Annotated in this window: 26 protein-coding genes; 17 read left to right on the top strand and 9 right to left on the bottom strand. The window is 74.3% G+C overall.

What is annotated here, in order from left to right:
- From GCU67_RS17060 to glfT1, 4 genes are all read left to right on the top strand, one after another.
- Positions 1-788 (top strand): LGFP repeat-containing protein (locus GCU67_RS17060; RefSeq protein WP_420846364.1); only part of this gene is annotated, 788 nt, incomplete at its 5' end.
- A 62-nt stretch (positions 789-850) separates the two neighbouring features.
- Entirely contained in the window at positions 851-1684 is an 834-nt protein-coding gene (wzm, locus tag GCU67_RS17055; RefSeq protein WP_163612540.1) for a galactan export ABC transporter permease subunit Wzm/RfbD, read from the top strand.
- Between the two features lie 2 nt (positions 1685-1686).
- Positions 1687-2493 carry a galactan export ABC transporter ATP-binding subunit Wzt/RfbE gene (wzt, locus tag GCU67_RS17050; protein WP_246215273.1) on the top strand — a complete coding sequence of 269 codons (807 nt, stop codon included), beginning with the start codon at positions 1687-1689 and terminating at the stop codon, positions 2491-2493.
- The gene (gene glfT1, locus GCU67_RS17045) at positions 2490-3395 is read left to right on the top strand and encodes a galactofuranosyltransferase GlfT1 (RefSeq protein ID WP_163612538.1); all 906 of its coding nucleotides are present in this window, start codon (positions 2490-2492) and stop codon (positions 3393-3395) included. Before wzt ends, glfT1 begins: the two co-directional genes overlap by 4 nt.
- Positions 3396-3568: 173 nt before the next feature.
- Here the strand turns inward: glfT1 and GCU67_RS17040 are convergent, their stop codons facing one another.
- Positions 3569-5545 (bottom strand): glycosyltransferase, encoded by a 1977-nt coding sequence (locus GCU67_RS17040; RefSeq protein ID WP_163612536.1) that lies wholly within the window; start codon positions 5543-5545, stop codon positions 3569-3571.
- A 5-nt stretch (positions 5546-5550) separates the two neighbouring features.
- Complete coding sequence (glf, locus tag GCU67_RS17035) at positions 5551-6738, bottom strand: UDP-galactopyranose mutase (RefSeq protein ID WP_163612535.1); 1188 nt, start codon at positions 6736-6738, stop codon at positions 5551-5553.
- Positions 6739-6920: 182 nt separating this feature from the next.
- Between glf and GCU67_RS17030 the strand changes: the two genes are divergently transcribed.
- The 4 genes from GCU67_RS17030 (at position 6921) to GCU67_RS17015 (ending at position 10824) form a co-directional block, all read left to right on the top strand.
- Positions 6921-7817, top strand: coding sequence for a glycosyltransferase (locus GCU67_RS17030; RefSeq protein WP_163612533.1), 897 nt, complete (start codon positions 6921-6923; stop codon positions 7815-7817).
- A gap of 13 nt (positions 7818-7830) precedes the next feature.
- Entirely contained in the window at positions 7831-8928 is a 1098-nt protein-coding gene (locus GCU67_RS17025) for a sugar phosphate nucleotidyltransferase (RefSeq protein WP_163612531.1), read from the top strand.
- Positions 8929-9064: 136 nt separating this feature from the next.
- Entirely contained in the window at positions 9065-9835 is a 771-nt protein-coding gene (locus GCU67_RS17020; RefSeq protein ID WP_163612529.1) for an SDR family NAD(P)-dependent oxidoreductase, read from the top strand.
- A gap of 113 nt (positions 9836-9948) precedes the next feature.
- Positions 9949-10824, top strand: coding sequence for a DNA-3-methyladenine glycosylase family protein (locus GCU67_RS17015; protein ID WP_338105103.1), 876 nt, complete (start codon positions 9949-9951; stop codon positions 10822-10824).
- Positions 10825-10901: 77 nt separating this feature from the next.
- Here the strand turns inward: GCU67_RS17015 and GCU67_RS17010 are convergent, their stop codons facing one another.
- Positions 10902-11759 (bottom strand): MmyB family transcriptional regulator, encoded by an 858-nt coding sequence (locus GCU67_RS17010; protein WP_163612527.1) that lies wholly within the window; start codon positions 11757-11759, stop codon positions 10902-10904.
- Between the two features lie 156 nt (positions 11760-11915).
- Here GCU67_RS17010 and GCU67_RS17005 point away from each other — a divergent pair, with 156 nt between their 5' ends.
- Together GCU67_RS17005 and GCU67_RS17000 are read left to right on the top strand one after the other, a co-directional pair.
- Positions 11916-12752: an SDR family NAD(P)-dependent oxidoreductase gene (locus tag GCU67_RS17005; protein WP_163612525.1), complete on the top strand. Its 837-nt coding sequence runs from the start codon at positions 11916-11918 to the stop codon at positions 12750-12752.
- Between the two features lie 306 nt (positions 12753-13058).
- Positions 13059-15317 carry a YfhO family protein gene (locus GCU67_RS17000; RefSeq protein WP_163612523.1) on the top strand — a complete coding sequence of 753 codons (2259 nt, stop codon included), beginning with the start codon at positions 13059-13061 and terminating at the stop codon, positions 15315-15317.
- Here GCU67_RS17000 and rfbA read toward each other — a convergent pair.
- Positions 15290-16153 carry a glucose-1-phosphate thymidylyltransferase RfbA gene (gene rfbA, locus GCU67_RS16995; RefSeq protein ID WP_163612521.1) on the bottom strand — a complete coding sequence of 288 codons (864 nt, stop codon included), beginning with the start codon at positions 16151-16153 and terminating at the stop codon, positions 15290-15292. The two genes, GCU67_RS17000 and rfbA, sit on opposite strands and share 28 nt — an antisense overlap.
- Positions 16154-16265: 112 nt before the next feature.
- Between rfbA and rfbB the strand changes: the two genes are divergently transcribed.
- Together rfbB and rfbD are read left to right on the top strand one after the other, a co-directional pair.
- Positions 16266-17258, top strand: coding sequence for a dTDP-glucose 4,6-dehydratase (gene rfbB, locus GCU67_RS16990; RefSeq protein ID WP_163612519.1), 993 nt, complete (start codon positions 16266-16268; stop codon positions 17256-17258).
- A complete protein-coding gene (gene rfbD / locus GCU67_RS16985; protein WP_163612517.1) occupies positions 17255-18139 on the top strand; it encodes a dTDP-4-dehydrorhamnose reductase in 885 nt (294 codons plus the stop codon). The genes rfbB and rfbD overlap by 4 nt, the downstream gene beginning before the upstream one ends.
- Before the next feature lie 94 nt (positions 18140-18233).
- On the opposite strand, the gene GCU67_RS16980 is transcribed toward rfbD, so the two are convergent.
- Genes GCU67_RS16980 through cofD form a run of 3 tightly spaced genes read right to left on the bottom strand, consistent with a single transcriptional unit; the run spans position 18234 to position 20908 of the window.
- The gene (locus GCU67_RS16980; RefSeq protein WP_163612515.1) at positions 18234-18833 is read right to left on the bottom strand and encodes a dTDP-4-dehydrorhamnose 3,5-epimerase family protein; all 600 of its coding nucleotides are present in this window, start codon (positions 18831-18833) and stop codon (positions 18234-18236) included.
- A 48-nt stretch (positions 18834-18881) separates the two neighbouring features.
- Positions 18882-19946 carry a coenzyme F420-0:L-glutamate ligase gene (locus tag GCU67_RS16975; protein WP_163612513.1) on the bottom strand — a complete coding sequence of 355 codons (1065 nt, stop codon included), beginning with the start codon at positions 19944-19946 and terminating at the stop codon, positions 18882-18884.
- Complete coding sequence (gene cofD / locus GCU67_RS16970) at positions 19946-20908, bottom strand: 2-phospho-L-lactate transferase (RefSeq protein ID WP_163612511.1); 963 nt, start codon at positions 20906-20908, stop codon at positions 19946-19948. The genes GCU67_RS16975 and cofD overlap by 1 nt, the downstream gene beginning before the upstream one ends.
- Before the next feature lie 301 nt (positions 20909-21209).
- On the opposite strand from cofD, the gene GCU67_RS16965 reads away from it, so the two are divergent.
- Both GCU67_RS16965 and GCU67_RS16960 read left to right on the top strand, forming a co-directional pair.
- Entirely contained in the window at positions 21210-21542 is a 333-nt protein-coding gene (locus GCU67_RS16965; RefSeq protein ID WP_163612509.1) for a WhiB family transcriptional regulator, read from the top strand.
- Positions 21543-21666: 124 nt separating this feature from the next.
- On the top strand, positions 21667-22563 hold the full coding sequence (locus tag GCU67_RS16960) for a GNAT family N-acetyltransferase (RefSeq protein ID WP_211661580.1): 897 nt from the start codon (positions 21667-21669) through the stop codon (positions 22561-22563).
- On the opposite strand, the gene GCU67_RS16955 is transcribed toward GCU67_RS16960, so the two are convergent.
- A complete protein-coding gene (locus GCU67_RS16955) occupies positions 22541-23590 on the bottom strand; it encodes a hypothetical protein (protein WP_163612508.1) in 1050 nt (349 codons plus the stop codon). The two genes, GCU67_RS16960 and GCU67_RS16955, sit on opposite strands and share 23 nt — an antisense overlap.
- An 86-nt stretch (positions 23591-23676) precedes the next feature.
- Positions 23677-24135: a metallopeptidase family protein gene (locus GCU67_RS16950; protein ID WP_163612506.1), complete on the bottom strand. Its 459-nt coding sequence runs from the start codon at positions 24133-24135 to the stop codon at positions 23677-23679.
- Positions 24136-24258: 123 nt separating this feature from the next.
- On the opposite strand from GCU67_RS16950, the gene GCU67_RS16945 reads away from it, so the two are divergent.
- The 3 genes from GCU67_RS16945 (at position 24259) to GCU67_RS16935 (ending at position 26347) form a co-directional block, all read left to right on the top strand.
- A complete protein-coding gene (locus tag GCU67_RS16945) occupies positions 24259-24669 on the top strand; it encodes a DUF3499 domain-containing protein (protein WP_338105104.1) in 411 nt (136 codons plus the stop codon).
- Positions 24670-24773: 104 nt separating this feature from the next.
- Positions 24774-26153: a phosphomannomutase/phosphoglucomutase gene (locus tag GCU67_RS16940; protein ID WP_163612502.1), complete on the top strand. Its 1380-nt coding sequence runs from the start codon at positions 24774-24776 to the stop codon at positions 26151-26153.
- Positions 26150-26347: a Trm112 family protein gene (locus tag GCU67_RS16935; RefSeq protein ID WP_211661579.1), complete on the top strand. Its 198-nt coding sequence runs from the start codon at positions 26150-26152 to the stop codon at positions 26345-26347. The genes GCU67_RS16940 and GCU67_RS16935 overlap by 4 nt, the downstream gene beginning before the upstream one ends.
- Positions 26348-26416 lie beyond the last annotated feature (69 nt).

Genomic DNA, 26416 nt, shown 5'->3' with positions numbered 1-26416 from the left:
CGTGGGCCCGGGCGGGCTGGGAGAACGGTGCGTTGGGCTACCCGACGGGTGAGGCGCGGCCGTTGGCCGCGGGCGGGTCGTTCCAGACCTTCCAGCGCGGCTCGGTGTACGTGGGCTCGAAGACCGGTGCCCGGGTCGTGACCCAGGAGCTCTTCCCCGCGTGGGAGGCGCTCGGCTGGGAGAACGGCCCGCTGGGGTACCCGACCGCCGACACGGTGGCCCTGTCCGGTGGCGGACGGTTCGCGCAGTTCACCGGTGGGTCGATCTACTGGACCGCCGGCACCGGTGCCCACGCCGTCCGCGGCATGGTCCGCGACGCCTGGGGCCGGTCGGGCTGGGAGAACGGCTCGCTCGGCTACCCGACGGGCGACGCCCGGACTCTGGCCGGGGGCGGGTCGTTCCAGACCTTCCAGCGCGGCTCGGTGTACGTGGGCCCGAAGACGGGCGCGCGGGTGGTCGTGGCGGAGCTGTTCCCCGCGTGGGAGGCGCTCGGCTGGGAGAACGGCCCGCTGGGCTGGCCGACCGCCGACACCGTCGCGCTGTCCGGTGGTGGCCGGTTCGTGCAGTTCCAGGGCGGGTCGGTCTACTGGACCGCCGGCACCGGGGCCCACGCCGTCCGCGGTGCGGTCCGGGACGCCTGGGCCCGCACCGGCTGGGAGCGCGGGTCGCTGGGCTACCCGACCGGCGACGCCCGGACGACGGCCGGCGGGGGGACCGTGCAGGACTTCCAGCGCGGCGCGATCACCGTCTCCGGTGCCGGTGTGGTCTCTGTGCAGCCTGGTTCGTGACCGTGCCCGCAGTCGTGCCTGCCGACGTGGAGCAGCAGGTGGCCCCAGGTAGCGTGGGATCCGTGGCAACTGCTCAGCTGACCGGGTCGACCTTCGGCGCGGCCGTCTCCGATCTCCGCCGGGGGTGGGAACAGCGCTCGCTGTGGGGACACCTCGGCTGGCAGGACATCCGCCAGCGGTACCGCCGCTCGTTCCTGGGGCCGATCTGGATCTCCCTCACGATGGCCGTCACGGCCATCGCGCTGGGGACGCTGTACGCCGGGTTGTTCGACAACGACCTGGCCACCCAGCTGCCCCACGTCCTGGTGGGCTTCATCGTCTGGGGCTTCATCTCCGGCTGCATCAACGAGGGCGCGGAGGTCTTCACCTCCAACGTCGGCCTGATCACCCACCTGCCGGCGCCGCTGAGCGTCCACATCTACCGGCTGGTGTGGCGGCAGACGCTGTTCTTCGCGCACAACCTCGTCGTCTACGTGGTCATGCTCTTCATCTTCCACCAGGACCTGAAGTGGACCGGCCTGGCCGTGATCCCGGCCTTCCTGCTTCTCGCGCTCAACGGCGCCTGGGCGGCACTGCTGCTGGGCATCGTCGCCACCCGCTTCCGGGACTTCGTGCCCATCGCGCAGTCGGTGGTCCAGCTCGCGTTCTTCCTGACGCCGATCGTCTGGATCTACGACGAGCTGGCCCGCAGCCCCAACCCGGCCATCGCCGAGCGCGCGAAGCTGGCGGAGTTCAACCCGTTCCTGCACTTCCTGGAGATCGTCCGGGCCCCGCTGCTCGGGCAGGACCAGCAACTGCGCCACTGGATCGTGGTCCTGGCCATCACCGTCGTGGGCTGGGCGCTCACGATGGTCGTGCTGCGCCGGTACCGCGCCCGCGTCTCGTATTGGGTGTGAGCATGTCCCAGACAATGCAGCAGGTCAGCATCGACACCAGGGGGGCCTGCGTCGACTTCCCCATCTTCGACGCCCGCAGCCGGTCGCTGAAGAAGACGGTGATGGGCCTGGTCGGTGGCAACATCGCCAGCAACAGCAAGGTCCCGATCATCGAGGCCCTGCGCAACATCGACGTGCACCTCGAGCACGGTGCCCGGGTGGGCCTGGTCGGGCACAACGGGGCGGGCAAGTCCACGCTGCTGCGGCTGCTGTCGGGCATCTACGAGCCCACCCGCGGCAGCGCGGTGATCAACGGGCGGGTCGCGCCGGTGTTCGACCTCGGCGTCGGCATGGACCCGGAGGTGTCGGGCCTGGAGAACATCATCGTGCGCGGGCTCTTCCTGGGCATGACGCGCAAGGAGATGGAGGCGCGGGTCGACGACATCGCCGACTTCACCGAGCTCGGCGACTTCCTGCGGATGCCGCTGCGCACCTACTCCACCGGCATGCGCGTGCGGCTGGCCCTGGGCGTGGTCACCAGCATCGACCCGGAGATCCTGCTGCTGGACGAGGGGATCGGGGCGGTCGACTCCGCCTTCCTGGACAAGTCCAAGAAGCGGCTCAAGGAGCTGGTCGAGCGGTCCGGGCTGCTGGTCTTCGCCTCCCACTCCGACGCCTTCCTCCGCGACCTGTGCGACACCGCGATCTGGATGGAGCACGGCCAGATCAAGGCCCACGGTGACCTCGAGGACGTGCTGAAGGCCTACAAGGGCGACGACTACCGCACGCCCGACAAGACCAGCCGCGAGCGCGGGAGCGCCGAGGCGTGAGCCCGGCGGACGGCGGCCGGGTGGTCGCCGTGATCGTCACCCGGCACCGCCGGGAGCTGCTCACGGCCAGCCTCGCCGCGATCGCCGGCCAGACCCGCCGGCCCGACCACGTGGTCGTCGTCGACAACGGGCCCGACCAGTCCGCCGAGGACGTCGTGGCCGCCAGCGGGCTGCCGGTCACCTACCTGCCCAGCGAGCGCAACCTCGGCGGTGCCGGCGGCTTCGCCCTGGGCATGCTGCACGCCCTGGCCCTGGGCGCGGACTGGGTGTGGTGCGCCGACGACGACGGCCGCCCCGCCGATGACCAGGTGCTGCAGACCCTGCTCGACTGCGCGGAACGTCACGGGCTGGCCGAGGTCTCCCCGCTGGTCACCGACCAGGCCGACCCGGACGCGCTGGCCTTCCCGCTCCGCCGCGGGCTGCGCTGGCGGCGCCGGCGCAGCGACTTCGCCGGCGTGGAGCTGCTCCCCAGCTACGCCTCGCTGTTCAACGGGGCGCTGTTCCGCGCCGAGGCCCTCGACGTCGTCGGCGTCCCGGACTACCGGCTGTTCTTCCGCGGCGACGAGACCGAGATCCACCGGCGGCTGCTGCGCGCCGGGCTGCCCTTCGGCACCTGCACCGCCGCGGCCTACCTGCACCCCGAGGGGACGACGGAGTTCGAGCCGATCCTCGGCGGCCGGCTGTCGGCGCAGTACCCGGGCAACGACGTCAAGCGCTTCTTCACCTACCGCAACCGCGGCTACCTCATGGCCCAGCCGGGCATGCGGTGGCTGCTGCCGCTGGAGTTCGTCCGGTTCGGCTGGTTCTTCCTCGTCACCCGCCGCGACCGGGCCGGCTTCCGGGAGTGGTTGCGGCTGACCCGGTCCGGACGCCGCGAGCGCTTCACCCGCCCCGGGGCCTGACGGAGGGCCCTCCTGCCCCCGGCCCCGTCCCGAGGCTCGTCCCGAGCGTGCGAGGGATGAGGAGGACGGGGTCCTTCCACTCGCGGCGGGCCCCTGCAGGCAGGCCGTACTCCTCCCTGGGACGACTGAGGCCCCCGACCGTGTGGTCGGGGGCCTCAGTCGTCGGTGCGGGGTCAGACGCGCTCGTATCCCCACTCGTCGAACGCCTCGGTCCAGCGGTCGATGGAGGTGAGCTCGCCGGCCGCGGCCCGGTACTGCTCGCACAGGGCGGGGAAGTCGGTCGACATCTGGCGCAGCAGCTGCAGCGAGGTGGCGGCCAGCCGGCGGAAGGTGGCCGGGTCACGGCGCCGGAAGGTCACCCCACGGCCGTCGGCGGTGCCGACGGTCGCGCTGTCGAGCCGGGACAGCAGGAACCACTGGGCGTCCTGGAACGCCAGGTTCAGCTGCGGGGTCTCCACGTTGTCCGGGGCGACCGGGCGGGTGTTGTGCGCCAGCGCCTTGACCAGCGTGGAGCCGATCGACCGGGCACCCACCGGGATCCGGCGGAAGCGCAGCGCCTTGGCGGTGGTCATCGAGGGCAGCGGCAGGTCCGCGGAGGACTCCAGCACCTGGCCGTCGGCGTGCGTGGTGCGCACCTTGCGGGCCTGCACCACCGAGGTGGGCATGTCGGCGAACAGCTTCTCCGGGCCGGCCAGGAAGTCCCGGTAGGCCTTGTGGTGCAGCTCGACCGTGGAGTACTGCAGGTTGATCAGGAACCGCATGTCGGCCTTGATCATCTCCCGGAACATCTTGCCGCCGTGGCGGTAGGGGGAGTGCAGCGCCGCGGCGATGAGCCGGTTGCGGATGTGGAAGTAGGCCTGCCAGTCGCTGGCGTCGTCCTTGTCACCCCAGGAGAGGTGCCAGATGGCGGTGCCCGGCAGCGACACGGTCGGGAAGCCGCCGGCGAAGGCGCGCAGGCCGTACTCGGCGTCGTCCCACTTGATGAAGACCGGCAGCGGCATGCCCACCTTCTCGACCACGGCGCGGGGGATCAGGCACATCCACCAGCCGTTGTAGTCGACGTCGATGCGCCGGTGCAGGTCGCGGGACTCCCGCAGCGTCTTGCTGCCGAAGTCGTGGTGGTAGTAGGTGTTCGGGGCGTTGGTCCAGAAGAAGTTCGACCGGTCCACGATCTCGCCCATGCTGTGCAGCACCGAGCGGTTCTGCAGCGCCAGCATCTGCCCGCCGACCAGCGTCGGGCTCTTGGTGTAGGCGGCGAAGGCGCGGGCCCGCAGGATGCTGTCCGGCTCGATCATGATGTCGTCGTCGAGCAGGATCACGTGCGTGGCGTCGCTGGTGGTGAACGCCTCGTGGATCGTGCGGGCGAACCCGCCGCTGCCGCCGAGGTTGGGCTGCTCGATGACGTGCAGCCGGTCGCCCAGCGCCGCCTTGACGTCGGCGTAGCCGGCGGCGTCCTTGACGTGGTTGTTGCCCTGGTCGGCGATGGTGAGCAGCGCCAGCCGCTCGAGCACCGCGTCGTCCTCGACCAGCGCCTTGGCGGCGGCCAGGGCGTCGACCGGGCGGTTGTAGGTGCAGATGCCGATGGCCAGCCGCGGCTCCTCCACGGGGGCCTGGGGGGCGTACCAGCCGGACTCGCGGACGACGGTGTCGGTCTCGGCGGTGACGTCGAACCAGTACCAGCCGCCGTCGATGAACGGCGCCAGGTCCAGCTCGAACTCCAGCGTCTGCTGACCGCCGGCGTGCGCGACACCGGTGACGTGCATCGACTCGCCGTCGGCCTTGGACCGGTAGACGTCGATGCGGCAGGCGCCGTCGACGGTGACCTGCAGGACCACCGAGCGCAGCACGCTCCAGCGGCGCCAGTAGCTGGCCGGGAAGGCGTTGAAGTAGGTGGCGAAGGAGACCTCGGAGCCGGCCGCGATCGCGGCGGAGTGGCGGCCGTCCTGCTTGACCCGCTCGGCGTTCTCCTCGTCCAGGTAGAGGCTGCGCACCTTCAGCTGGTCGGCCGGGCGCGGCATGAGCACCCGCTGCAGGAGGTGGACGGCCTTGTGCGGGACCAGGTCGGCCGCGGCAGGCTCGCTGACCACCTCCGGGGAGACGGGGGCCTCCTCGGGCTGTGCTGCCGACTGTGCGGCTTCGGTCGTCGTCATGGGGGTCAGTCCTCCAGGCGGCCGTCGAGCGAGCCGCCCTCGTCGAAGAAGGGGCGGATCCGGTTGTCGAACATCGTCAGGGCGGAACCGATCGCCATGTGCATGTCCAGGTACTTGTAGGTGCCCAGCCGGCCACCGAAGAGCACCCGCTTCTCGGCCGCCTCCTTGGCGGCGAGCTCGCGGTAGGTCTCCAGCTTGGCGCGGTCCTCGGCGGTGTTGATCGGGTAGTACGGCTCGTCGCCGGGCTCGGCGAAGCGGGAGTACTCGCGGACCACGACGGTCTTGTCGGTCGGGTAGTCGCGCTCGGGGTGGAAGTGCCGGAACTCGTGCACCCGGGTGTAGGGCACGTCCTCGTCGGCGTAGTTCATCACCGAGGTGCCCTGGAAGTCACCGATCGGCAGGACCTCGGTCTCGAAGTCCAGCGTGCGCCAGCCCAGCTCGCCGGCGGAGTAGTCGAAGTACTTGTCGATCGGCCCGGTGAAGATGGTGGGCACGTCGGTGGGGAGCTCGTCGCGCACGTCGAAGTAGTCGGTCGACAGCCGCACCTCGATGTTCGGGTGCTCGGCCATCGTCGTCAGCCACGCGGTGTAGCCGTTGACCGGCAGGCCCTCGTAGGTGTCGTTGAAGTAGCGGTTGTCGAAGGTGTAGCGGACCGGGAGCCGGGCGATGACCGCCGCGGGGAGGTCCGTGGGGTCGGTCTGCCACTGCTTCTTGGTGTACGCGCGGATGAACGCCTCGTAGAGCGGGCGGCCGATCAGCGAGATCGCCTTCTCCTCGAGGTTGGCCGCCGACGCGGTGTCGATCTCACCGGCCTGCTCGGCCACCAGGGCGCGGGCCTCGTCGGGGGAGAAGCTCTTGCCGAAGTACTGGCAGATGGTGGCCAGGTTGATCGGCAGGGAGTAGGTCTGACCGTCGTAGATCGAGTAGACCTTGTGCTGGTACTTGGTGAACTCGGTGAACTGGTTGACGTAGTCCCAGACCCGCTTGTTCGAGGTGTGGAAGAGGTGGGCGCCGTACCGGTGGATCTCGATGCCGGTCTCGGGCTCGGGCTCGGAGTAGGCATTGCCGCCGATGTGGTCGCGCCGGTCGATCACCAGCACGCGCTTGTCCAGCTGGCTGGCAACGCGCTCGGCGACGGTCAGGCCGAAGAAGCCGGAGCCGACGATGACGAGGTCAGGGCGTGCGTCAGTCACGAGCGCCGACGGTACCGGTAGACGGGCTCCCAGCCCCCCCGGGCGGCGAGTCGGCGTGTGTGGAGACCCGTTCCGTCACATCGGCCCCACGCACCCCGGCGCGGGGCCCGTCCGGACCTCGTCCGGCGCCCTGCCGGGCGCCGTCCGAGGCGGCGCGGGGGAGCAGTGCCTAGGGTCGGTGCGTGGTCGCCCCCTCTCTGTTGCGCGTCGTCGCCGTCACCTACTCACCCGGCACCGCCCTGGACGGGTTCGTCGAGTCCCTGGCCGAGGCCACCACCGGGCCCACCGACGTGGTGCTGGCCGACAACGGCTCGACCGACGGCGCCCCGGAGCGGGTGAGCGCGGCCCATGACCACGTCCGGCTGCTCCCGACCGGCGGCAACATCGGCTACGGCGCCGCGGTGAACGCCGGGCTGGCCGACGTGACCGAGGGATGGGCGCTGGTGTCCAACCCCGACGTCCGCTTCGAGCCCGGCGCGGTCGACGAGCTGCTGGCCGCCGCCGCCCGCTGGCCGCGGGCGGCGACCCTCGGCCCGGCGATCCTGACGCCCGAGGGCGAGCTGTACCCCTCCGCCCGCGACCTGCCCCGGCTGTCCACCGGCATCGGGCACGCCCTGCTCGGCTGGGCCTGGGCCGGCAACCCGTGGACGGCGCGCTACCGCCGCGAGCGCGAGGCCCCCCGTGAGCGCCCGGCCGGGTGGCTGTCGGGCTCCTGCTTCCTGGTCGACCTGGCCGCCTTCCACTCCGTCGGCGGCTTCGACCCCGGCTACTTCATGTACTTCGAGGACGTCGACCTGGCCGCCCGACTGGGCCGGAAGGGGTACCTCAACGTCTACGTGCCGTCCGCGGTCGTGGTGCACGAGGGCGGGCACGCCACCCGGCGCTCCCCGCACCGGATGCAGAAGGCGCACCACGCCAGCGCGCTGCGCTACCTGTCCGCCGAGCACCCGGGGGTCGCAAACGCACCCCTTCGGGGGGTGCTCCGTGTCGGTCTCGGGCTGCGCGTGCTGATCTCGTACGTCAGCGGCCGCGTGGCCGCCGGTGCCCGGTTCCAGCGCGGCGCCGACGAGCTGGACTGAGGGAGGCACGGCTGTGCGGCACGCGGTGATCATGGCGGGCGGTTCGGGGACCAGGCTCTGGCCGCTGTCCCGGCAGGCACGACCCAAGCAGCTCCTGGACGTCGTCTCCGACGAGACCGGTGCGCACAGCCTGCTGGCCGAGGCGTTCACCCGGCTGGAGGCAGTGCTCCCGGCCGAGCAGATCTGGGTCTGCACGGCGGCGCGCTACGCCGACGACGTCCGGGCCGCGCTGCCCCGGCTGTGCCCGGACCGGCTGGTGCTCGAGCCCGTGGCCCGGGACACCGCCAACGCCGTGGGGCTCGCCGCCGCCCTGGTGGCCGACGTCGACCCCGACGCCGAGCTCGCGGTGGTCAGCGCCGACCACGTCATCCGCCCGGTGGCCGAGTTCGCCGCCGCGCTGACCACCGCCTACGACGTCCTCGCCGTCCGCCCCCGGGCGCTGGTGACCCTGGGGGTGACCCCGACCTCGCCGGCCACCGGCTTCGGCTACGTGCAGAAGGGCGCGCCGACCGAGGTGCCGGGTGCCGCCGAGGCGGCCTCGTTCCGCGAGAAGCCCGACCGGGCCACCGCCGAGGGCTACCTGGCCAGCGGTGGGTACGTGTGGAACTCCGGCATGTTCGTCTGGCGGGCCCGGACGGTGCTCGACGCACTCGCCGAGCACCTGCCGGCCTCGGCCGCCGGACTGGACCGGATCGTCGCCGCGCCCGCCGGCCCGGAGCGGGACGCCGTCCTGGCCGAGGTCTTCCCGACGCTGCCGAAGATCAGCGTCGACTACGCCGTGCTGGAGCCCGCGGCCGCCGAGGCCGGCCGCGTCGTCGTCGTCGACCTCGACGTCGACTGGCTGGACGTCGGCTCGTGGCCGGCGCTGGCGCACACGCTCGACCTCGACGAGGCCGGCAACGCCACCCGTGGGCTCACCGTGCTGCTGGACAGCTCGGGCAACGTGGTGCTCTCCGACGACCCCGACCACGTGATCGCGCTCGTGGGGGTGCGCGACAGCGTCGTGGTGCACACCGCCGACGTGACGATGGTCTGCCCGGTCGGCGACGCCGAGCGGGTCAAGGCGCTCCTCGCGGCGGTCGAGGCGCAGTTCGGGCCGCGGTTCGCCTGACGGCGGTCGAAGGACCCCCTGCCCCCCACCACTCGCGAGCTCGCGGCGGGCCCCTGCACGGGGGCCTGACCCCGCCCCTCGCAGGCTCGGGGCGGGCTCCTGGAAGGGGGCCGTGGCGCGGGTTACCGTGACCGGCATGAAGGACCTCGCTGTCGCCGCTGTCGTCACCGGTGGGGCCTCCGGGCTCGGCGCCGCCACCACCCGCGCACTCACCGCAGCCGGGGTGGCGGTCACGATCCTGGACCTGCAGGAGGAGCTGGGCACCGCGCTGGCCGCGGAGCTCGGCGGGGACACCACGTTCGTCCGCACCGACGTCACCGACGAGGCGTCGGTGCAGGCCGCGGTCGACGAGGCCACGGGCAAGGGCCGGCCGCTGCGGATCGCGGTGAACTGTGCCGGCATCGCCTGGGTCGGGCGCACGCTCACCCGCGACGGGGCGCCGCACGAGCTGCCCGACTTCACCCGCACCGTGATGGTCAACCTGGTCGGCACCTTCAACGTGCTGCGGCTTGCGGCGGCGGCGATGGCCCGCACCGAGCCCTCCGCCGACGGCTCCCGCGGGATCGTGCTGAACACCGCCTCGGTGGCCGCCTACGAGGGCCAGATCGGTCAGGTCGCCTACGCCGCGAGCAAGGGCGGCGTCGTGGGCCTGACCCTGCCCGCCGCGCGTGACCTGTCCTCGGTGGGCGTCCGGGTCTGCACCATCGCGCCCGGCCTGGTCGACACCCCGATGGTCGCCGGGCTGCCCGAGGCCGCCCAGGCGAGCCTGGCGGCGGGCATCCCGTTCCCGAAGCGGCTGGCCCGCCCCGAGGACTACGCCGAGCTCGCGCTGGACGTCATCCGGCACGACTACCTCAACGGCGAGGTCATCCGGATGGACGGTGCCCTGCGGATGGCGCCCAAGTGATGAAGGACCACCCTTCCCCCCACGCTTCGCAAGCTCAGCGCGGGCCCCTGAAGGGCGGCCAACTGCTCGATGACGGTCACGACGCCGTCTTCACGCCGGACTGGCCGATCGACGTGCGCCGCATCCTGTCCCGGGACCGGCGCGGCACCGGCGACCCGACGCTGCGGATGGCCGAGGACGGCGTCTGGCGGACGACGAGCACCCCCGACGGCCCGGCCACCGTGCGGCTGTCCGGCGGCGCCACCGCGGTGCGGGTGGAGGCGTGGGGGCCGGGAGCCGACTGGGCCGGGGCGACCGCGGCCCGCTGGCTGGGCGCCGAGGACTGCGTCGACGGCTTCGACGCCGCCGCCCACCCGCTGGTGGAGCGGCTGCACCGCAGCACCCCGTGGCTGCGGCTGGGCAGCACCGGGCGGGTGTGGGACGCCCTGCTGCCCGCCGTCCTGGAGCAGAAGGTCACCGGCATCGAGGCGCACCGCACCTGGCGGGAGCTGCTGCGGCTGGCCGGGGAGCCCGCGCCCGGTCCGGCACCGGAGGGGATGCGGGTGCTGCCCTCGCCCGAGCGGGTGCTGGCGGTCACCGACTGGCAGTGGCACGCCTGCGGCCTGGACGGCGCCCGCCGCCGCGCGCTGCGGGCGGTGGCCTCGGTGGCCTCCCGGCTGGAGGTCACCGAGATGCGTGACCACGAGGACGACTGCGCGCTGCTGCGCCGCCGGCTGCAGTCGGTGCCGGGCATCGGGGTGTGGACCGCCGCCGAGGTGGTCCAGCGCGCGCTGGGCTGCCCCGACGAGGTCAGCGTCGGCGACTACCACCTGAAGAACCTGGTCGGCTGGTCGCTGGCCGGCCGCAAGACCGACGACGCGGGGATGCTGGAGCTGCTCGAGCCCTGGCGCGGGCACCGGCAGCGGGTGGTGCGCCTGCTGGGCATCGGCGGGAGCATGCCGCCCAAGCGCGGCCCGCGGATGGCCCCGACGAACTACCGGGGCTTCTAGGTCTTCCGCCGGGCCCTTCGGCGCCTTCGTAGGGGCCCGCCACGAGCCTGCGAGTGGTGGGGGGCGAGGGGGTCCTCCTAGACGCGAGGACGGCTGGTCAGCGACCAGCTGGCCAGCAGGTCCAGCGCCTCCCGGGAGGCCGTGCCCGCCGGCGCGGAGTAGACGAACAGCGTCTGGCCCGGGTCGCCGGGCATGGTCAGCGTCTCGTAGTCCACGGTCAGCTCGCCGACGATCGCGTGCCGCAACCGCTTGGACCCGTGCGTGCGCTGGTGCACCCGGTGCTCGGCCCACCAGCGGCGGAACTCAGGACTCGCCGCCGACAGCTCGGCCACCAGCTCCGCCGCGCGGCGGTCGCCGGGGTCGGTGCCGACCTCCAGCCGCAGGTTCTCCACCACCGCGCGCGCCTGCACCTCCCAGTCCAGGAACAGCGCGCGGGCCTCGTCGGTGTCGAACACCCACCGCGCGTAGTTCCGCTCGCGCGCCGGCAGCCGGTCGAAGTCGGTGAACAGCGCGGCGGCCATCCGGTTGCCGGCCAGCACGTCGGTCCGCCGGCCCAGCAGCAGTGCCGGCTGGCCGTCGAGGGAGTCCATCAGCTGGCGCAGCCCGGGCCGCGTGCGCTGGGCCGGGGCCGCGCCCCGGGCACCGCGGCCGCCGGGTGCACCGACCAGGTGGCCGAGGTGGGCCCGGCCGGCGGCGTCGAGGTCCAGGGCGCGGGCGACGGCGTCCAGGACGCCGTCCGAGGGGGTGATCCGCCGCCCCTGCTCCAGGCGCGTGTACCAGTCGGTCGAGACCCCGGCGAGCAGCGAGACCTCCTCGCGGCGCAGCCCCGGCACCCGGCGGACGCGCCCGTCGGCGGGCAGTCCGGCGCGTGCGGGGTCGACGGCGGCCCGCGCCCGGCGGAGGAAGTCGGCAAGCTCCTGGTTGGCGGCGGTCACCCTGTCATCGTGGCAGGACGACGCGTGCCCAGCCTGGGTCGCTGAGTCCCAGGCGGGCGCGGACCAGGGTCCGGAGGACCAGCTGAGCGGCCCCGAGCGCCCCGGCGCGGCCGGAGGGTGGAGGGGACCCCGGTCCACCACGTAGAGGAGAACACCGTGTCCACCTGGTTCGTCACCGGCACGTCCCGCGGCCTCGGCCTCGAGCTCGTCCGCCAGCTGCTCGAGCGCGGCGAGGACGTCACCGCGACCACCCGCTCCGCCGAACGGCTCACCGCCGCCCTCGGCGACGTCGACACCTCCCGGCTGCTCGCCGTCACGCTCGACCTCACCGACGCCTCCGCCGTGGACGACGCCGTCCGGGCCACCACCGAGCGGTTCGGCGGGCTCGACGTCGTGGTCAACAACGCCGGCTACGGGTTCCTGGCCGCCGTCGAGGAGGTCACCGACGCCGAGGCGCGCGAGATGTTCGACGTCCAGGTCTTCGGCGTCTGGAACGTGCTGCGGGCGGTGCTGCCGCTGTTCCGCGCGGCCCGCAGCGGCCACGTCGTCAACGTCTCGTCGATCCTGGGCCTGACCACGTTCCCCGGCTGGGGGCTCTACTGCGCCGGCAAGTACGCGCTGGAGGGGCTCACGGGGTCGCTCGCGGCCGAGGTCGCCGACCACGGCATCCGGGTCAACCTGGTCGAGCCCGGCTACCTGCGGACGGACTTCCTCACGGCCGGCTCGCTGGGCCTGCCGACCGTGCCGCGGAGCGGCTACGAGGCCGTCCGCGAGATGACCCGGGCGCACCAGGCGATGCCCGGCACCCAGCTGGGCGACCCGGTGCGGGCTGCGGCGGCGGTCATCGCGCTCGTGGCGGCCGGCGACGCCCCGCTGCACCAGCTGCTGGGCTCGGACTCCCACGGGCTGGCGCAGGCGGCGGTCCAGGCGCTCACCGTCGACATCGAGGCCGGCCGGGAGCTCGCGCTCACCACCGACGTCGTCCCTGCCTGACCACGCGGGGGACGGCGGCCGCGCGGCCGCCGTCCCCCGCCCGGTGTGACGTACATCTGGTCCCACCGCCCCCACGGTGCCCAGGCGCCGCGGTCGTCCCTCGGCGGCCCGGCGGTTCCGGATAGCTTCCGATCGGGTGAGTTCCGGTTTGCCGCGGCGCCGGTCGTGGCAGCGGGGCCACCCAGGAGAGCGGGGGCTCGGATGATCGACGTGGGGACGCGTGAGCTGCAGGCGGTCGTGGTGTCGGCGGGCCGGCCGACGCCACGACGGCCGAGGACCCGGGCTCTGTCGCCAGCGGTGGTCTACGTGCTGGCGCAGCTGACGGTGCTCGGCCTGCTCAAGCTCCTCGCGCCGCGCTTCTTCGTCGCGGAGCCCACCCGGCTGGCCTGGTTCTCCGACGTCCAGGCCCAGTTCATGCCGGTCATGTGGTGGATGGGGCGCAACGGGCAGGGCACGGTCCCACCGCTCGTCGACCCCGACGTGGGCGGGAACGGCAACTTCACCGCCGACATGCAGTACGGCGCGCTGGACCCGCTGCACTGGGCGCTGCTGGAGGTGCTCTCCCGCTTCGACGACCTCGTCCTGTTCTCCTGGGTCTTCGCCGCGGGCACGGTGACCGCCACCGGTCTCGGGGCCCTCCTCGTCGCCCAGCGGGCCGGCGCCCGCGGCGTGCTGGCGGTCCCGGCTGCACTGGGGGCGGCCACCTCCGGCTTCTTCCTGTTCTTCGGCGGCGACTGGTGGCCGGTGCTGTGGACCGCGCCGTTCTTCCTGCTCGGCTGGTACGGGCTGCTCCGCCGGGACGTGCGGGGCGCCCTGCTCGCGGGCCTGTGCACCTGGGGTCTGGTCAACGGCGGCAACATCTACCTGGTCCCGTTCGGGGTGCTGCTGCTGGTCACCGTGGTCGTGCTGGAGGGGCGAGCGCACGGGTCGGTCCGCGCCGCGGTCCGCCAGCCCTGGCTGCGCGGCAGCGTGCTGGCGATGGCCGGGGGAGCGGTGGCCGCCTCCCCGACCCTGCTGACGGTGGCCGGCCTCGGCGAGTTCGCCGGGCGCCCCGTCGACGCCAGCCTGATGGGCAACAGCGGCTTCGGCGTCCCGAACCTGCTCGACGTGCTGGTCGGCGGCGCGAGCATGCACGCGATCGCCAACGACTGGATGGGGGTGGTGCAGCAGACGCCGGCGTTCTCCACCTTCGTCGTCGCGCTGCCGGCCCTGGCGCTGGTCGACTGGCGCCGGGCCGTGCGCTCGCCGGTGGTGGTCACCGCCCTGGTGCTCTGCGTCTCGGCGGCGGCGGCCACCCAGCTGCCCTCCGTCCTGGGCGATCTGCGCATCCCGTTCCGCTACGTGCTGGTGCTGGCCCTGGTGCTGCCGGTGCTTGCCGTCGTCGCGCTGAGCCTGGCCCCGCAGCTGACCCGCCGCCGGGTCCAGGTGGCCGCCGGCATCGTGCTCCTGCAGGGCGCGGTGGCCTGGAGCCGGTCCCCGGCCCTCGCCTGGTGGCACCTGCTCGCGGTGGCGGTCGCCGCCGTCGCCCTGGTCGCCCTCACCGTCGTGGCAGCGGCGGGTCCCGGCCGCGGCCTTCGCAGCCCGCTGGCCGCGGGGGTGCTCCTGCTGGCCGCGGCCGCCCCGGTCTTCCTGGGCTACGGCCAGCTGGCCGACATGCACGGCCGCATCCAGGCCCAGTACCCGGAGCAGTACCGGTTCCAGGGCGAGGGCTACGACCTCGGGACGACGGTCGAGGACTTCCGCGGGCGCGCGCTCGCCACCGACACCGCGGTCACCGTGCTGCAGTACGACTCGTTCGACGTCCCGCCGGACCAGCGCGCCGAGGCGGGCGTGCTCTTCGGGGACGCCAACCTGCTGGCCGGCCTGCGCACCGGAACCGGGTACTCGGCGGTGAAGCACCTGGGGACCCAGACGCTGGAGTGCCGGGGGCCGGTGGCCGGGCTGGACTCGTGCCCGGACCTGCTGCGCACGGTGCCGGCACCCGACGGCACCTCGCTCGTGTGGCTCGACGTCCTCGCCGCCGACCGGGTGTACGCCTCGCCCGCGACGCCCGCGGCCGTGCTGGAGCACCTGGACACCAGCCCGCTGTGGGCGGCGGGCGGTGCCGACCGCACGTACCGCACCTGGACCCGCGTGACCCCGCTGACCGGGCGGGTGACCTGGTCGGCAGGGACCTCGGTCGGCACGGAGGGAGTGCTGTCGACCTTCGCCCGGCTGGGCGAGGACCAGGAGCGGTACACCGTCTCCACCGGCGACGCGGCGGGCAGCGTGGTCCTCCGCGTCCCGTACTGGCCCGGGTACGAGGCGTCCGTCGACGGCGAGCAGGTGCCGGTGCGGGCCTTCGGCGGGGCGCTGGTCGAGGTCGACCTGCCGGCCGGGCTGGACGCCGCGCAGCTGACCCTCCGGTACGCCCCTACCGGGGTGCGGCTGTTCTGGCCGCTGCTGGGGCTCGGTGCCCTGGGCGTGGCGGCCGGGGGGCTGTTGGCCGCCGGTCGACGCACCGGGACGCCGCCGTTGCCGCCGGTGCCGGCGCCCGGCTACCCGGCGAGCAGGCGCAGGAGGTAGGCGCCGTAGCCGCTCTTGCCCAGCGGCTCGGCGATCCGGCGCAGGCCCTCGTCGTCCAGCCAGCCGTTGCGCCAGGCGACCTCCTCGATGCAACCGATCTTGAGGCCCTGCCGCTCCTCGACCACGGAGACGAACTCGGTGGCCTGCCGCAGCGAGGCGAACGTGCCGGTGTCCAGCCACGCGGTGCCGCGGTCCAGGACGGTGACGGTGAGCCGGTCCTGACGCAGGTAGTGCTCGTTGACCGCGGTGATCTCCAGCTCGCCCCGGGCGCTGGGGGTGATGCCGCGGGCCACCTCGACGACGTCGCGGCCGAAGAAGTACAGGCCGGGGACGGCGTAGGAGCTCTTCGGGGCGGCCGGCTTCTCCTCGATGGAGAGCACCCGCCCGCCCTCGTCGAACTCCACGACGCCGTAGGCCCGCGGGTTGGCCACGTGGTAGGCGAAGACGTGCCCGCCGTCGGGCTCGGGCAGCCGGGACAGCGCCGTGCCCAGGCCGGCGCCGTAGAAGATGTTGTCGCCCAGCACCAGCGCGGCGGACTGCCCGTCGAGGAAGTCCGCCCCGATCAGGAACGCCTGCGCCAGGCCCTCGGGGCGGGGCTGCACGGCGTACTCGATCCGCATGCCCAGCCGGCTGCCGTCGCCCAGCAGGCGGGCGAAGGCGTCGCGGTCCTCGGGGGTGGTGATGACCAGCACCTCGCGGATCCCGGCCATCATCAGGGTCGAGAGCGGGTAGTAGATCATCGGCTTGTCGTAGACCGGCATGAGCTGCTTGCTGATGCCGAGGGTGATCGGCCACAGTCGACTGCCGGTCCCACCGGCCAGGATGATCCCGCGCATGGGCTGAACCTAGAGCCCGCACCCGACGACGGGCAGTGACGCTCACCCCGGCGGATGACGAGCCCCCGCGTCGTCCGTCGGCGGCACGGCTCCCTCGCCTACGGTTCCCGTCATGCGCGTCCTCGTCACCGGCGGTGCCGGCTTCATCGGATCCCACTACGCCAGGACCATGCTGTCCGGTGGCTACCCGGGCTTCGAGGACGCCGAGGTCACGGTCTTCGACAAGCTGACCTACGCCGGCAACCTGGCCAACCTGGCCCCGGTCGCCGACAACCCGCGGTACCGGTTCGTGCAGGGCGACATCTGCTCACCCGCCGACCTCGACGCCGCGCTGCCCGGGCACGACGTGGTGGTCAACTTCGCCGCCGAGTCCCACGTCGACCGCTCGATCGGCGGGGCCGCTGCCGACTTCGTGCTGACCAACGTGCTCGGCGCCCAACAGGTGTTCGAGGCCTCGCTGCGCCACCGCGTCCGCCGGGTCGTGCACGTCTCCACCGACGAGGTCTACGGCTCCATCGACACCGGTTCCTGGACCGAGGACCACCTCCTCGAGCCCAACTCGCCGTACTCGGCGGCCAAGGCCGGCAGCGACCTGATCGCGCGTGCCTACGCGAAGACCTACGGGCTGGACATCTCCGTCACCCGGTGCAGCAACAACTACGGGCCGTACCACTTCCCGGAGAAGGTCATCCCGCTGTTCGTCACCAACCTGCTCGACGGGCAGAAGGTCCCGCTCTACGGCGAGGGCGCCAACGTGCGCGACTGGCTGTTCGTCGACGACCACTGCCGCGGCATCCAGCTCGTGCTCGAGCAGGGCGCGGCGGGGGAGTTCTACAACATCGGCGGCGGCCGGGAGCTGTCCAACCGCGAGCTCACCGAGAAGCTGCTGGCGGCCACCGGCCGCGACTGGTCCTACGTCGACCACATCGTCGACCCGCGCGGTGGCGGGCACGACCTGCGCTACTCCGTCGACCACAGCAAGACCGCCGCACTCGGCTACGCCCCGCGGATGGGCTTCGAGGAGGGCCTCGCGCTCACCGTGCAGTGGTACCGCGACAACCGCGCCTGGTGGGAGCCGCTCAAGGCCGCCGCCGCCCGGGCATGACCGCCCCGACCGCCTGGCTGGTCACCGGCGCCACCGGGCAGCTCGGCACCGACCTGCAGGCGCTGCTCGCCGGCGCCGACGTCACCGCGCTGGGCCGCCGGGACCTCGACCTCACCGACGAGGCGCAGGTCCGCGGGGTCGTCGGCGCGTGGCGGGACGACGTGCTCGCGCGCGGCGCCCGGCCGGTGGTGCTCAACGCCGCCGCCTACACCGCCGTCGACGCCGCCGAGGACGACGAGACGGTCGCCGGGCTGGTCAACGGCTCGGCGCCCGGCTGGCTCGCCGAGGAGCTGGCCGGCCGCGGCCGCCTGGTGCACGTCTCCACCGACTACGTCTTCGCCGGCGACGCCGACCGGCCCTACCGCACCGACGACGAGCCGGCCCCGCGCACCGCCTACGGCCGCACCAAGCTCGCCGGGGAGCGCGCCGTCGCAGCCGTGGACGACGACGCCGTGGTGGTGCGCACCGCCTGGGTGTACGCCGCGCACGGGCGGAACTTCGTGCGCACCATGCTGAGGCTGGAGGGCGAGCGCGCGCAGGTGTCGGTGGTCGCCGACCAGACCGGCAGCCCCACCTGGGCGGCCGACCTCGCCCGCGGGCTGGTCGAGGTCGCGCTGTCGCCGGCCCGCGGCGTCCTGCACGCCACCGACGGCGGCGCCACCACCTGGCACGGGCTGGCCCAGGCGGTCTTCGCCGGTGCCGGGGCCGATCCCGCCCGGGTGCTGCCCGTCCCGACCACTGAGTACCCGACGCCGGCGCACCGGCCCGCCTACTCCGTGCTCGACGGCACCGGCTGGGCCGCCGCCGGGCTCACCCCGCTCCCGGCGTGGGAGCCCTCGCTGCGCGCCTGCCTGGCCGCCCTCGGCGCCCTCCGCACCTGACCCCGCGACGGGCGGAAGTGGCCACTTCCGTCCTGGGGAGTCCAGCGGCGTCGTCCCGGTCCCCTGAGGAGCCCGCGGACCTGGCCCTCAGGGGTCAGGCGCGCTGCTCGGCGTAGCGGGCGGCGCACTGCTCCAGGGTGGGCAGCAGGCCCTGCTCGCGGGCCTGCTCCAGGGTCGGGGCGGCGACGTCCTTGGCCGACAGCTCGAACCCCAGGTCGGCCGGCCAGGGCAGGTCCAGCGCCGGGTCCAGCGGGTGGACGCCGAACTCCCGGCCGGGGGAGTAGCCGCTGGAGACCAGGTAGGTCACCGAGCTGGCGTCGGTCAGCGAGACGAACGCGTGGCCCAGCCCCTCGGACAGGAACACCGCCCGCGGCTGCTCGCTGTCGAGGACCACGGAGTCGTGCACGCCGAAGGTGGGCGAGCCGACCCGGATGTCGACGACGACGTCGAGCACCTTCCCGGCCGGGCAGTAGACGTACTTGGCCTGCCCCGGCGGGACGAGGGCGAAGTGCACCCCGCGCAGCACGCCGCGGGCGGACACGCTGTGGTTGGCCTGCGCGAGGGGCAGCGCCCGGCCGGTGGCCTCGGTGAGGACGTCGGCGCGGTACCACTCGGTGAACCGACCACGGGCGTCACCGTGCGGCACCAGGTCCAGGACGTAGCTGTCGGGCACGGCGAGCTCACGGATCTGCACGCCCCGACGCTATCGACCGCGATCGCGGGCCACCCTCGCGCCCACCCCTCAGGGCGGCGGGGCCCCCAGTCGCAGCCGGCCGACCAGGGAGCTGCCGCCCAGCGTGGCCACCGGCTGCCAGCGGGTGGCCCAGCCCTCGGCCTGGAGCTGGACCAGCGCGGCGCCGACGACCGCGCCGACGGACAGCGCGGCCCCCGGCGTGACCGGCTCGGCCAGGTGGACGTCGACCACGTCACCGTCGTCGCCGTCGTCCGCCAGGCCGTAGCGGAAGACGACGGGGAACTCCGGCAGCGCGGCGACCGCGACCCGGAAGGCCCCGGTCACCGCGTCCCCGGCGCCCGGCCGGCGGGTGAGCAGCGGCGTCGGGCCGCGGCTGCCGACGAGGTCCCGGGTGCCGGTGGCGAACAGGTCGCCCGGGCCCAGCCGCACCAGCGGCCGGGTGCCGGTGTCGGGTGCCGGCGGGGCGAGGTGCAGCCCGCGGACGACGGCGACCGGGACGCCGGCGAGCTTGCCCTTCACCAGGTCGGCGGCGGCGGCGAGCTCGTCGACCACCGCGACCTGGGTGGTCTCCAGCCGGTTGCCGTGCGAGTCGACGCTGCCGCGGTGGTCGACCAGCGCCGGCAGCCCGGCCGCGCCGATGGCGACGTCGCTGACCCCGTCGCGCCACGGGCGGCCGAAGGTGTCGCTGACCACGACGGCCACGGTCACGCCCAGCAGCTCGGCCAGCCGCTCGCGCAGCCGGCGGGCGGAGGCGTCGGCGTCGGCGGGCAGCAGCACCAGGGTGTCGGCGGCGACGTTGGAGGCGTCGATGCCGGCGGCGGCGACGACCCAGCCGTGCCGGGTCTCCACGATCCGCAGCGGGCCGCGGCGGGCCACCACCCGCACGGTCTCGGCGGTGATCGCCCGCTGCCGGGCGGCCTCCCGGTCGGTGCCCGGCTCGACGCGCACCAGGTTGCCCTCGACCTTGGCCACGACCTTGGAGGTGACCACCACGACGTCGTCGTCGGCCAGCCACGGGGCGGCCGCGGCGAGCGCGCCGGCGAGGTCGTCCCCGGGCTGGAACTCCGGCAGCCCCGGCACGGGGTGCACGGAGAGGCCGGCGGGCGCGGGCATCAGCGTGCGGAGCCGGGGAGTGCGGCGTCCAGCGCGGCCTGCGCCAGCGCACGGGTGGCGGCCGGGTCGCTCATCAGCAGCGGCACCGACCGGACGTCCACACCGGGGACGGCGGCGGTGTCCCCGGTGTGCACGAGCCAGGCGTCGAGCACCCCGCCGGTGGAGCGGGCGCCGTAGTGCCGGCCCACCCCCTCGGCGCTGACCTCCACGCCGAGCACCGGCAGGCAGCGGTCGGCCATGCCACGCAGCGCTGCGCCGGACACGATGGGGGACACCCCGACGACCCGCCCGGACGCGGCCCGGAGCGCGTCGCGGACGCCCGGCACACCGAGCACGGTGCCGATGGACACCACCGGGTTGGACGGCGCGAGCAGCACCGCGTCGGCGGTGGCCAGCGCCTCGACCACCCCGGGGCCCGGGCGGGCGTCGTCCACGCCGACCTGGACGAAGCGCCGGGCGTCGAGGGCGGCGCGGTGGCGCACCCACCACTCCTGGAAGTGCAGGGTGCGCTCGCCGCCCGTCGCCGGGTCGTCGACGACCACGTGGGTCTCCACCCGCTGGTCGCTCATCGGGAGCAGCCGGACCCCGGGCTGCCACCGCTGCGCCAGGAAGGCGGTGACCTCCGACAGCGGGTGGCCTGCGCCCAGCATCCGGGTGCGCACCAGGTGCGTGGCCAGGTCGCGGTCACCGAGGCCGAACCAGGTCGGCTCGGCGCCGTAGGCGGCCAGCTGCTCCTTGACCGTCCAGGTCTCCCCCCGCTGGCCCCAGCCGCGCTCCTCGTCGATGCCGTCACCGAGCGTGTACATCACGGTGTCCAGGTCGGGGCAGATCCGCAGCCCGTACATCGTCACGTCGTCGCCGGTGTTGACCACCGCGGTGACCTCGGCGTCGGGGACGGCGTCGAGCAGGCCGCGGAGGAAGCGGGCGCCACCGACGCCACCGGCCAGTACGACGATGTGCACCCCGCCATCGTGCCTGATCGGCAGATGTGCACCGGGCACCCGGCCGTCGCCCCGGCGAACTGCACGAACCCGGCCGGTCCGCATGGCAGATGGTGTCCAGGCGGGCGGCGTGTCGAGGTGGCTGGTGACCACCACCGGACGACGCGGGACGGGTGTGACCTGTGAGTCTGGGCAATACACCGGCCCGACTTGACCTCGACTCAACGACACGCGTGTAATTCCGATGTTGTCATCAGGCGCTGGCCGCTCGGGATCCGCCCGGGGACGCACGCCGTGACGGAGCGAGAGGGGACGCAACGTGATGGCCGAGGTCTCTTGGTTGAGCGAGCACCAGTCCACGACGACGCCCGCGCCGGCTGCCGACGTGCGGGGTGCGACCAGCGTCTTCGACGCCGGCTTCGGCCTGCTGGACGGCGACGAGCAGGGCTGGCAGGAGCGCGCGCTGTGCGCCGAGACCGACCCGGAGGCGTTCTTCCCGGAGAAGGGCGGCTCCACCCGCGAGGCGAAGAAGATCTGCACCGGCTGCGAGGTCCGGGCCGAGTGCCTGGAGTACGCGCTGGGCAACGACGAGCGCTTCGGCATCTGGGGCGGCCTGTCCGAGCGTGAGCGCCGCCGCCTGCGCCGCCGCGCCTGAACGAAGACCCCATCGCCCCCACCCCTCGCAGGCTCGGGGCGGGGCCCTGCGACAGGGTCGAACGACACTGCACCGCTGACCGTCGGTCCACCCGGTCCCCCTCGGGTGTGGTCGACTGGGCGGTGTGCTGATCCGCGTGGCCGACGGGCGCGCGTCGGTGGTGCGTGAGGTCCGCGCCGCCGCGCCGCTCATGGCCGACCTCGCCGCCCCCGTGCCCGCCTGCGGGCCGTGGCTGACCGCTGCCCTCAACGTCCAGTCGACCCGGCCGCTGGCCCGGGTCCGTCCCCGCGCGGTCGTCGTCGAGCGCGGTCCGGACGGCGGCCCCGACGGAGTCGCCCTGCTCGCCCTCCGGCGCCGCGGCGCCACCACCGCGGTCACCCTGCTCGGCGCCGAGCCCGGCCCGCTGCCCGAGGGACGGCCGCCGGCCCGGCTGCTCGCCCGCGACCCCGAGGTCGCCGCGCACCTGGCCGAGGGCCTGGTCGACCTGCTGGAGCGGCTGCGCGGACCGTGGACGCTGCGGCTGGCCGGTCTCCCGCTCGGCGACCCGACGCTGGCCGCGCTGGCGGCGGTGATGCCGGACTCCCAGCTGTCCAACAGCCGCACCCGCCGGCTCGTCGACGACCTGGACACCGTCGGCGACGTCCACCGCACGGTCGACCCGGTCGAGCTGGAGCGCCTGCTGCCGGCGGTGCTGGCCCGGGTGCCGGCGCCCCAGCAGCTGTTCGTCCGGGCCGCGGCGCGGCTGCACGCCGCGATCGGCCAGCTCGAGCTCGCCGTCGTCGGCGGCGGGCCCGACGGCCGGCCCGCCGCCGTCCTGCTGACGCTGCTCGACCGTGGCCCGGCCGGGACCGACCGCTGGCCGTGGTGGGGGAGCAGTGACGTCGGCGGGCTCCGCCGCGAGCTGGGCCAGCCCTCGGTGACGCTGACCGCCTCCGCCGGGCTGGTGCGGCTGGGCCGGCGCTCCCCGCTGCGGGCCGCCGGCGGCGCGAGCACCGCCGTCAGGGGTGCTGCAGCCGGTTGACCCCGGGATCGGTGACGGCCGGCGCGATGTCCAGACCGATCCGGACGACGCCCGTGGCCGGTGCCGTGCCGTCGTCCACCGGACCGTCGGGGGTGAACGCGGCGGCGAGCTGGTACGTCCGTCCCGTGTAGACCGGCGCGGTGCCGTTGGGGCGGGTGTAGGTGGCGAACCGGCCGGTCAGCTCCAGGCGGTCGCCGTCCCGGGAGACCTGCAGCCCGGGGTCGGCCAGGTCGGCGTACTCGGTCGGCGTCGGCACGCAGTTGGCCTGCGTCGGGTCGGCCGGCGGCTCGGTGGTGAGGCAGTTCCAGGTCGGCAGCCGCACGTGGGCCAGGGACCGCCGGCCGTCGGTGGTGACGCTGACGCCGGGGTAGGTGACGGTCAGCCCCACCGCGCGCTGTTCGAGGACCAGGCCCTGGAAGGTCGCCGTCGCCGCGATGCCCGCGTCGGCCAGCGGCACCGAGGTCAGCGCGAGCGCCCCGGCGGGCGTGTCGGCGTCCTGTGCCGGGCTGCTGGGCGCGGCGGCGGTCGCGGGGGTCGCGGTCCCGCCGGAGGTGGGCGTGCCGGGGACGCTGGCGTCGGCGGCCGGGGAGGTGACCGAGGAGCCACCGGCGAAGGCGACCAGCACCGCGGCGACCAGCAGCACGGCCGAGGCGGTGAGCCCCAGCGTCCCGCCGCGGCCGGGCGGTCCGTCGTCCCGGTGGGGTGCGGGGGCGGCCGCCGCGGTCGAGCCGGTGCGCGCGGCGTCGGCCACCGGGGCCCGGTGCTGCCCGGCCGCGGGCAGCGCGCCCCGGTCGGCGTCCGAGCCCGGGGGCCGGTCCAGGAAGCCCGGGAGGTCGTCGACGGCGAAGCCGGCCACCGGTGCGGGCGGCGGCTGCACCGCCGGGGCGGGGTCGTGCCGGGCCCGGGCCGCGCGGCGGCCGCGCAGCACCCCGCCGACGAGGACGCCGACGAGCAGCGCCAGCGCCAGTCCGACCAGGACGCCGACGGCGATCCAGGTGCCCGGTTGCGCCTCTGCTGCAGTGCCCATGTCACCGCCCAGCATGTCAGCGGGTCCGGCCCCGCTCCACCGCTCCTGCTGGCGGCCCCTCTGCAGGGTCCCGCCCGGGTGGCCGCTCAGCCCGTGGGGTCGATCTCCTCCGGGTCGCGGCCCAGCAGCACCGCGACCTGGTCGACGACGACGTCGCGCACCAGGTCGGCGAGGTCGTCGCGGTCGGCGGCCCGGATCTCCAGCGGGCGCCGGTAGACCACGATCCGCGCCGGGTGTTCCTGGCCGCCCTCACGGTGCGCCGGCAGCACCCGGGCGAGCGGGACGCTGCTGTCGTCGAGCACGTCGGAGTCGAGCACCACGTCGTCCGGGCTGCTGTGGTCGACCCACGGGACGTCCTCGACGGCGAACTCGACACCGGCCAGCTCCCGCTCCCAGCGCCGCTCCAGGTCCTCCACCGCGTCCAGGACGAGGTCGTCGAACTGTTCCGCGCGGCTGCGTGACAGCGGCACGGTCGGGGGGACGAGGCGGCCGCGCAGGCCGCGGCCGTGGCGGTCGCGCCGGGCGCGTGCAGGGGGACGGTCCATCGCGGTGGGCAGCCTACGTCGCCGGCCGGCCGGTCGGCGCCGGCCGCGCCCGGACGGCGCCCGCGGGGCCGGCGGGACGGGGGGTGCCTGCCGGGACGAGAGGTGCACCTGGTGCCCACCCCGGTGTCGGTGCTGCCCGGACCAGGGCTCCGGGATTACTGTGCTGGACGTGAGGAACCGGTGGTGAGGCAGTCTCGGCGCTGCTCGCGTAGCGGCTGCGCGCAACCGGCAGCGGCGACCCTGACGTACGTGTACGCGGAGTCCACGGCCGTGGTCGGCCCGCTCGCGACGTACTCGGAGCCGCACAGCTACGACCTGTGCGAGTTCCACGCCGAGCGGCTCACCGTGCCGCGCGGCTGGGAGGTCGTCCGGCACGAGATCGACGCCGAGGACGCCGGGCCCACCGGTGACGATCTGCTCGCCCTGGCCGACGCCGTCCGTGAGGCGGCCCGCCCCGAGCCCCCGCGCGACCCCGCCGACGACGGCAGCGGCACCCGCCGCGGGCACCTGCGCATCCTGCCCGACCTCCCCTGACGGGGGGCGTCGAGCCGCTCGACGCGCTCGTCCACCCCGCGCGCCGATAGGGTCGGGCGCCGCCGGTCGCCGGACCGCGGCTTCTCGAGTGCGAGGGTGAGCTGTTGTCCGACCTGTCGTCGATCATCAAGGCCTACGACGTCCGGGGCCTGGTCCCGCAGCAGTGGGACGAGGGCGTGGCCCGGGCCATCGGGGCCGCGTTCGCCGAGTTCGTGCACGCCGAGACCGGCGCGACCACCGTCGTCACCGCCCACGACATGCGCGAGTCGTCGGTGCCGCTGTCGCGGGCCTTCGCCGAGGGCGTCCTGTCCCGCGGCGTCGACGTCGTCGAGGCGGGGCTCGGCTCCACCGACATGCTGTACTTCGCCGCCGGCTCGCTGGACGTGCCCGGGGCGATGTTCACCGCCAGCCACAACCCGGCCCAGTACAACGGCATCAAGCTCTGCCGCGCCGGTGCGGCACCGATCGGCCAGGACTCCGGGCTGGTGCAGATCCGCGAGTGGGCCGAGCAGCTGGTCGACGGCGCAGCGCTCTTCGACCGCGAGGTGACCTCGCCCGGCAGCGTCTCCAGCCGCGACCTGGTCGCCGAGTACGCCGCCTACCTGCGCGGCCTGGTCGACCTCTCCGGCATCCGCCCGCTCAAGGTCGTCGTCGACGCCGGCAACGGCATGGGCGGGTTCACCGTGCCGGTGGTGCTCGACGGGCTGCCGCTGGACGTCGTCCCGATGTACTTCGAGCTCGACGGCTCCTTCCCCAACCACGAGGCCAACCCGCTCGACCCGGCCAACCTCGTCGACCTGCGGGCCGGCGTCGTCGAGCACGGCGCCGACATCGGGCTGGCCTTCGACGGCGACGCCGACCGCTGCTTCATCATCGACGAGCGCGGTGAGCCGGTGAGCCCCTCGGCCATCACCGCCCTGGTCGCCGTCCGCGAGCTGGCCAAGGGCGCCGGGACGACGATCATCCACAACCTGATCACCTCCCGGGCCGTGCCGGAGATCGTCCGCGAGCACGGCGGGGACCCGGTGCGCACCCGGGTCGGCCACTCGTTCATCAAGGCCGAGATGGCCCGCACCGACGCCGTCTTCGGGGGCGAGCACTCGGCGCACTACTACTTCCGCGACTTCTGGCGCGCCGACACCGGCATGCTCGCCGCGATGCACGTGCTCGCCGCGCTGGGCGAGCAGCCGCGGACGCTGTCGGAGATCAGCGCCCAGTACGAGCGCTACGCCGCCTCCGGTGAGATCAACTCCACCGTCGCCGACGCCGCCGGGCGGGTGGCCGCGGTGCGGGAGACCTTCGGCGCGCGGGACGGCGTCACCTTCGACGACCTGGACGGGCTGACCGTGTCCCTGCCTGACGGCTCCTGGTTCAACCTGCGGGCCAGCAACACCGAGCCGCTGCTGCGCCTGAACGTCGAGGCCGCCGACGCGACGCGGATGGCCGCGGTGCGCGACGAGGTCCTCGGGCTGGTGCGGGCATGACCGCGGGCGAGGGCACGCTGGGCATCGACCCGGCGCTGCTGGCCATCCTGGCCTGTCCCGACACCCACCACAGCCCGCTGACCGTGGACGTCGAGGCCTCCGAGCTCGTCTGCCCCACGTGCCGGCGCGCCTTCCCGGTGCGCGACGGCATCCCGGTGCTCCTCCTGGACGAGGCGCGGCAGCTGCCCGCGTGAGCGGGTTTGCGGCATCGCGCTGGGGCGCACCACCTGGGGCATGGAGCTGACGTACGCCGGCAGGGCAGC

It is taken from the genome of Modestobacter muralis (assembly GCF_010682105.1).
Lineage (GTDB): Bacteria > Actinomycetota > Actinomycetes > Mycobacteriales > Geodermatophilaceae > Modestobacter > Modestobacter muralis.
Note: the sequence above shows the minus strand (reverse complement) of the source record. Positions and strands in the feature narration are given on the sequence as shown.

Coding starts and splice junctions, on each gene's coding strand:
- wzt (WP_246215273.1), top strand. CDS start 1,687: ATGTCCCAGACAATGCAGCAGGTCAGCATCGACACCAGGGGGGCCTGC.
- GCU67_RS17040 (WP_163612536.1), bottom strand. CDS start 5,545: ATGACGACGACCGAAGCCGCACAGTCGGCAGCACAGCCCGAGGAGGCC.
- GCU67_RS17020 (WP_163612529.1), top strand. CDS start 9,065: ATGAAGGACCTCGCTGTCGCCGCTGTCGTCACCGGTGGGGCCTCCGGG.
- rfbA (WP_163612521.1), bottom strand. CDS start 16,153: ATGCGCGGGATCATCCTGGCCGGTGGGACCGGCAGTCGACTGTGGCCG.
- rfbB (WP_163612519.1), top strand. CDS start 16,266: ATGCGCGTCCTCGTCACCGGCGGTGCCGGCTTCATCGGATCCCACTAC.
- rfbD (WP_163612517.1), top strand. CDS start 17,255: ATGACCGCCCCGACCGCCTGGCTGGTCACCGGCGCCACCGGGCAGCTC.
- GCU67_RS16975 (WP_163612513.1), bottom strand. CDS start 19,946: ATGCCCGCGCCCGCCGGCCTCTCCGTGCACCCCGTGCCGGGGCTGCCG.
- GCU67_RS16965 (WP_163612509.1), top strand. CDS start 21,210: ATGGCCGAGGTCTCTTGGTTGAGCGAGCACCAGTCCACGACGACGCCC.
- GCU67_RS16955 (WP_163612508.1), bottom strand. CDS start 23,590: ATGGGCACTGCAGCAGAGGCGCAACCGGGCACCTGGATCGCCGTCGGC.
- GCU67_RS16950 (WP_163612506.1), bottom strand. CDS start 24,135: ATGGACCGTCCCCCTGCACGCGCCCGGCGCGACCGCCACGGCCGCGGC.
- GCU67_RS16935 (WP_211661579.1), top strand. CDS start 26,150: ATGACCGCGGGCGAGGGCACGCTGGGCATCGACCCGGCGCTGCTGGCC.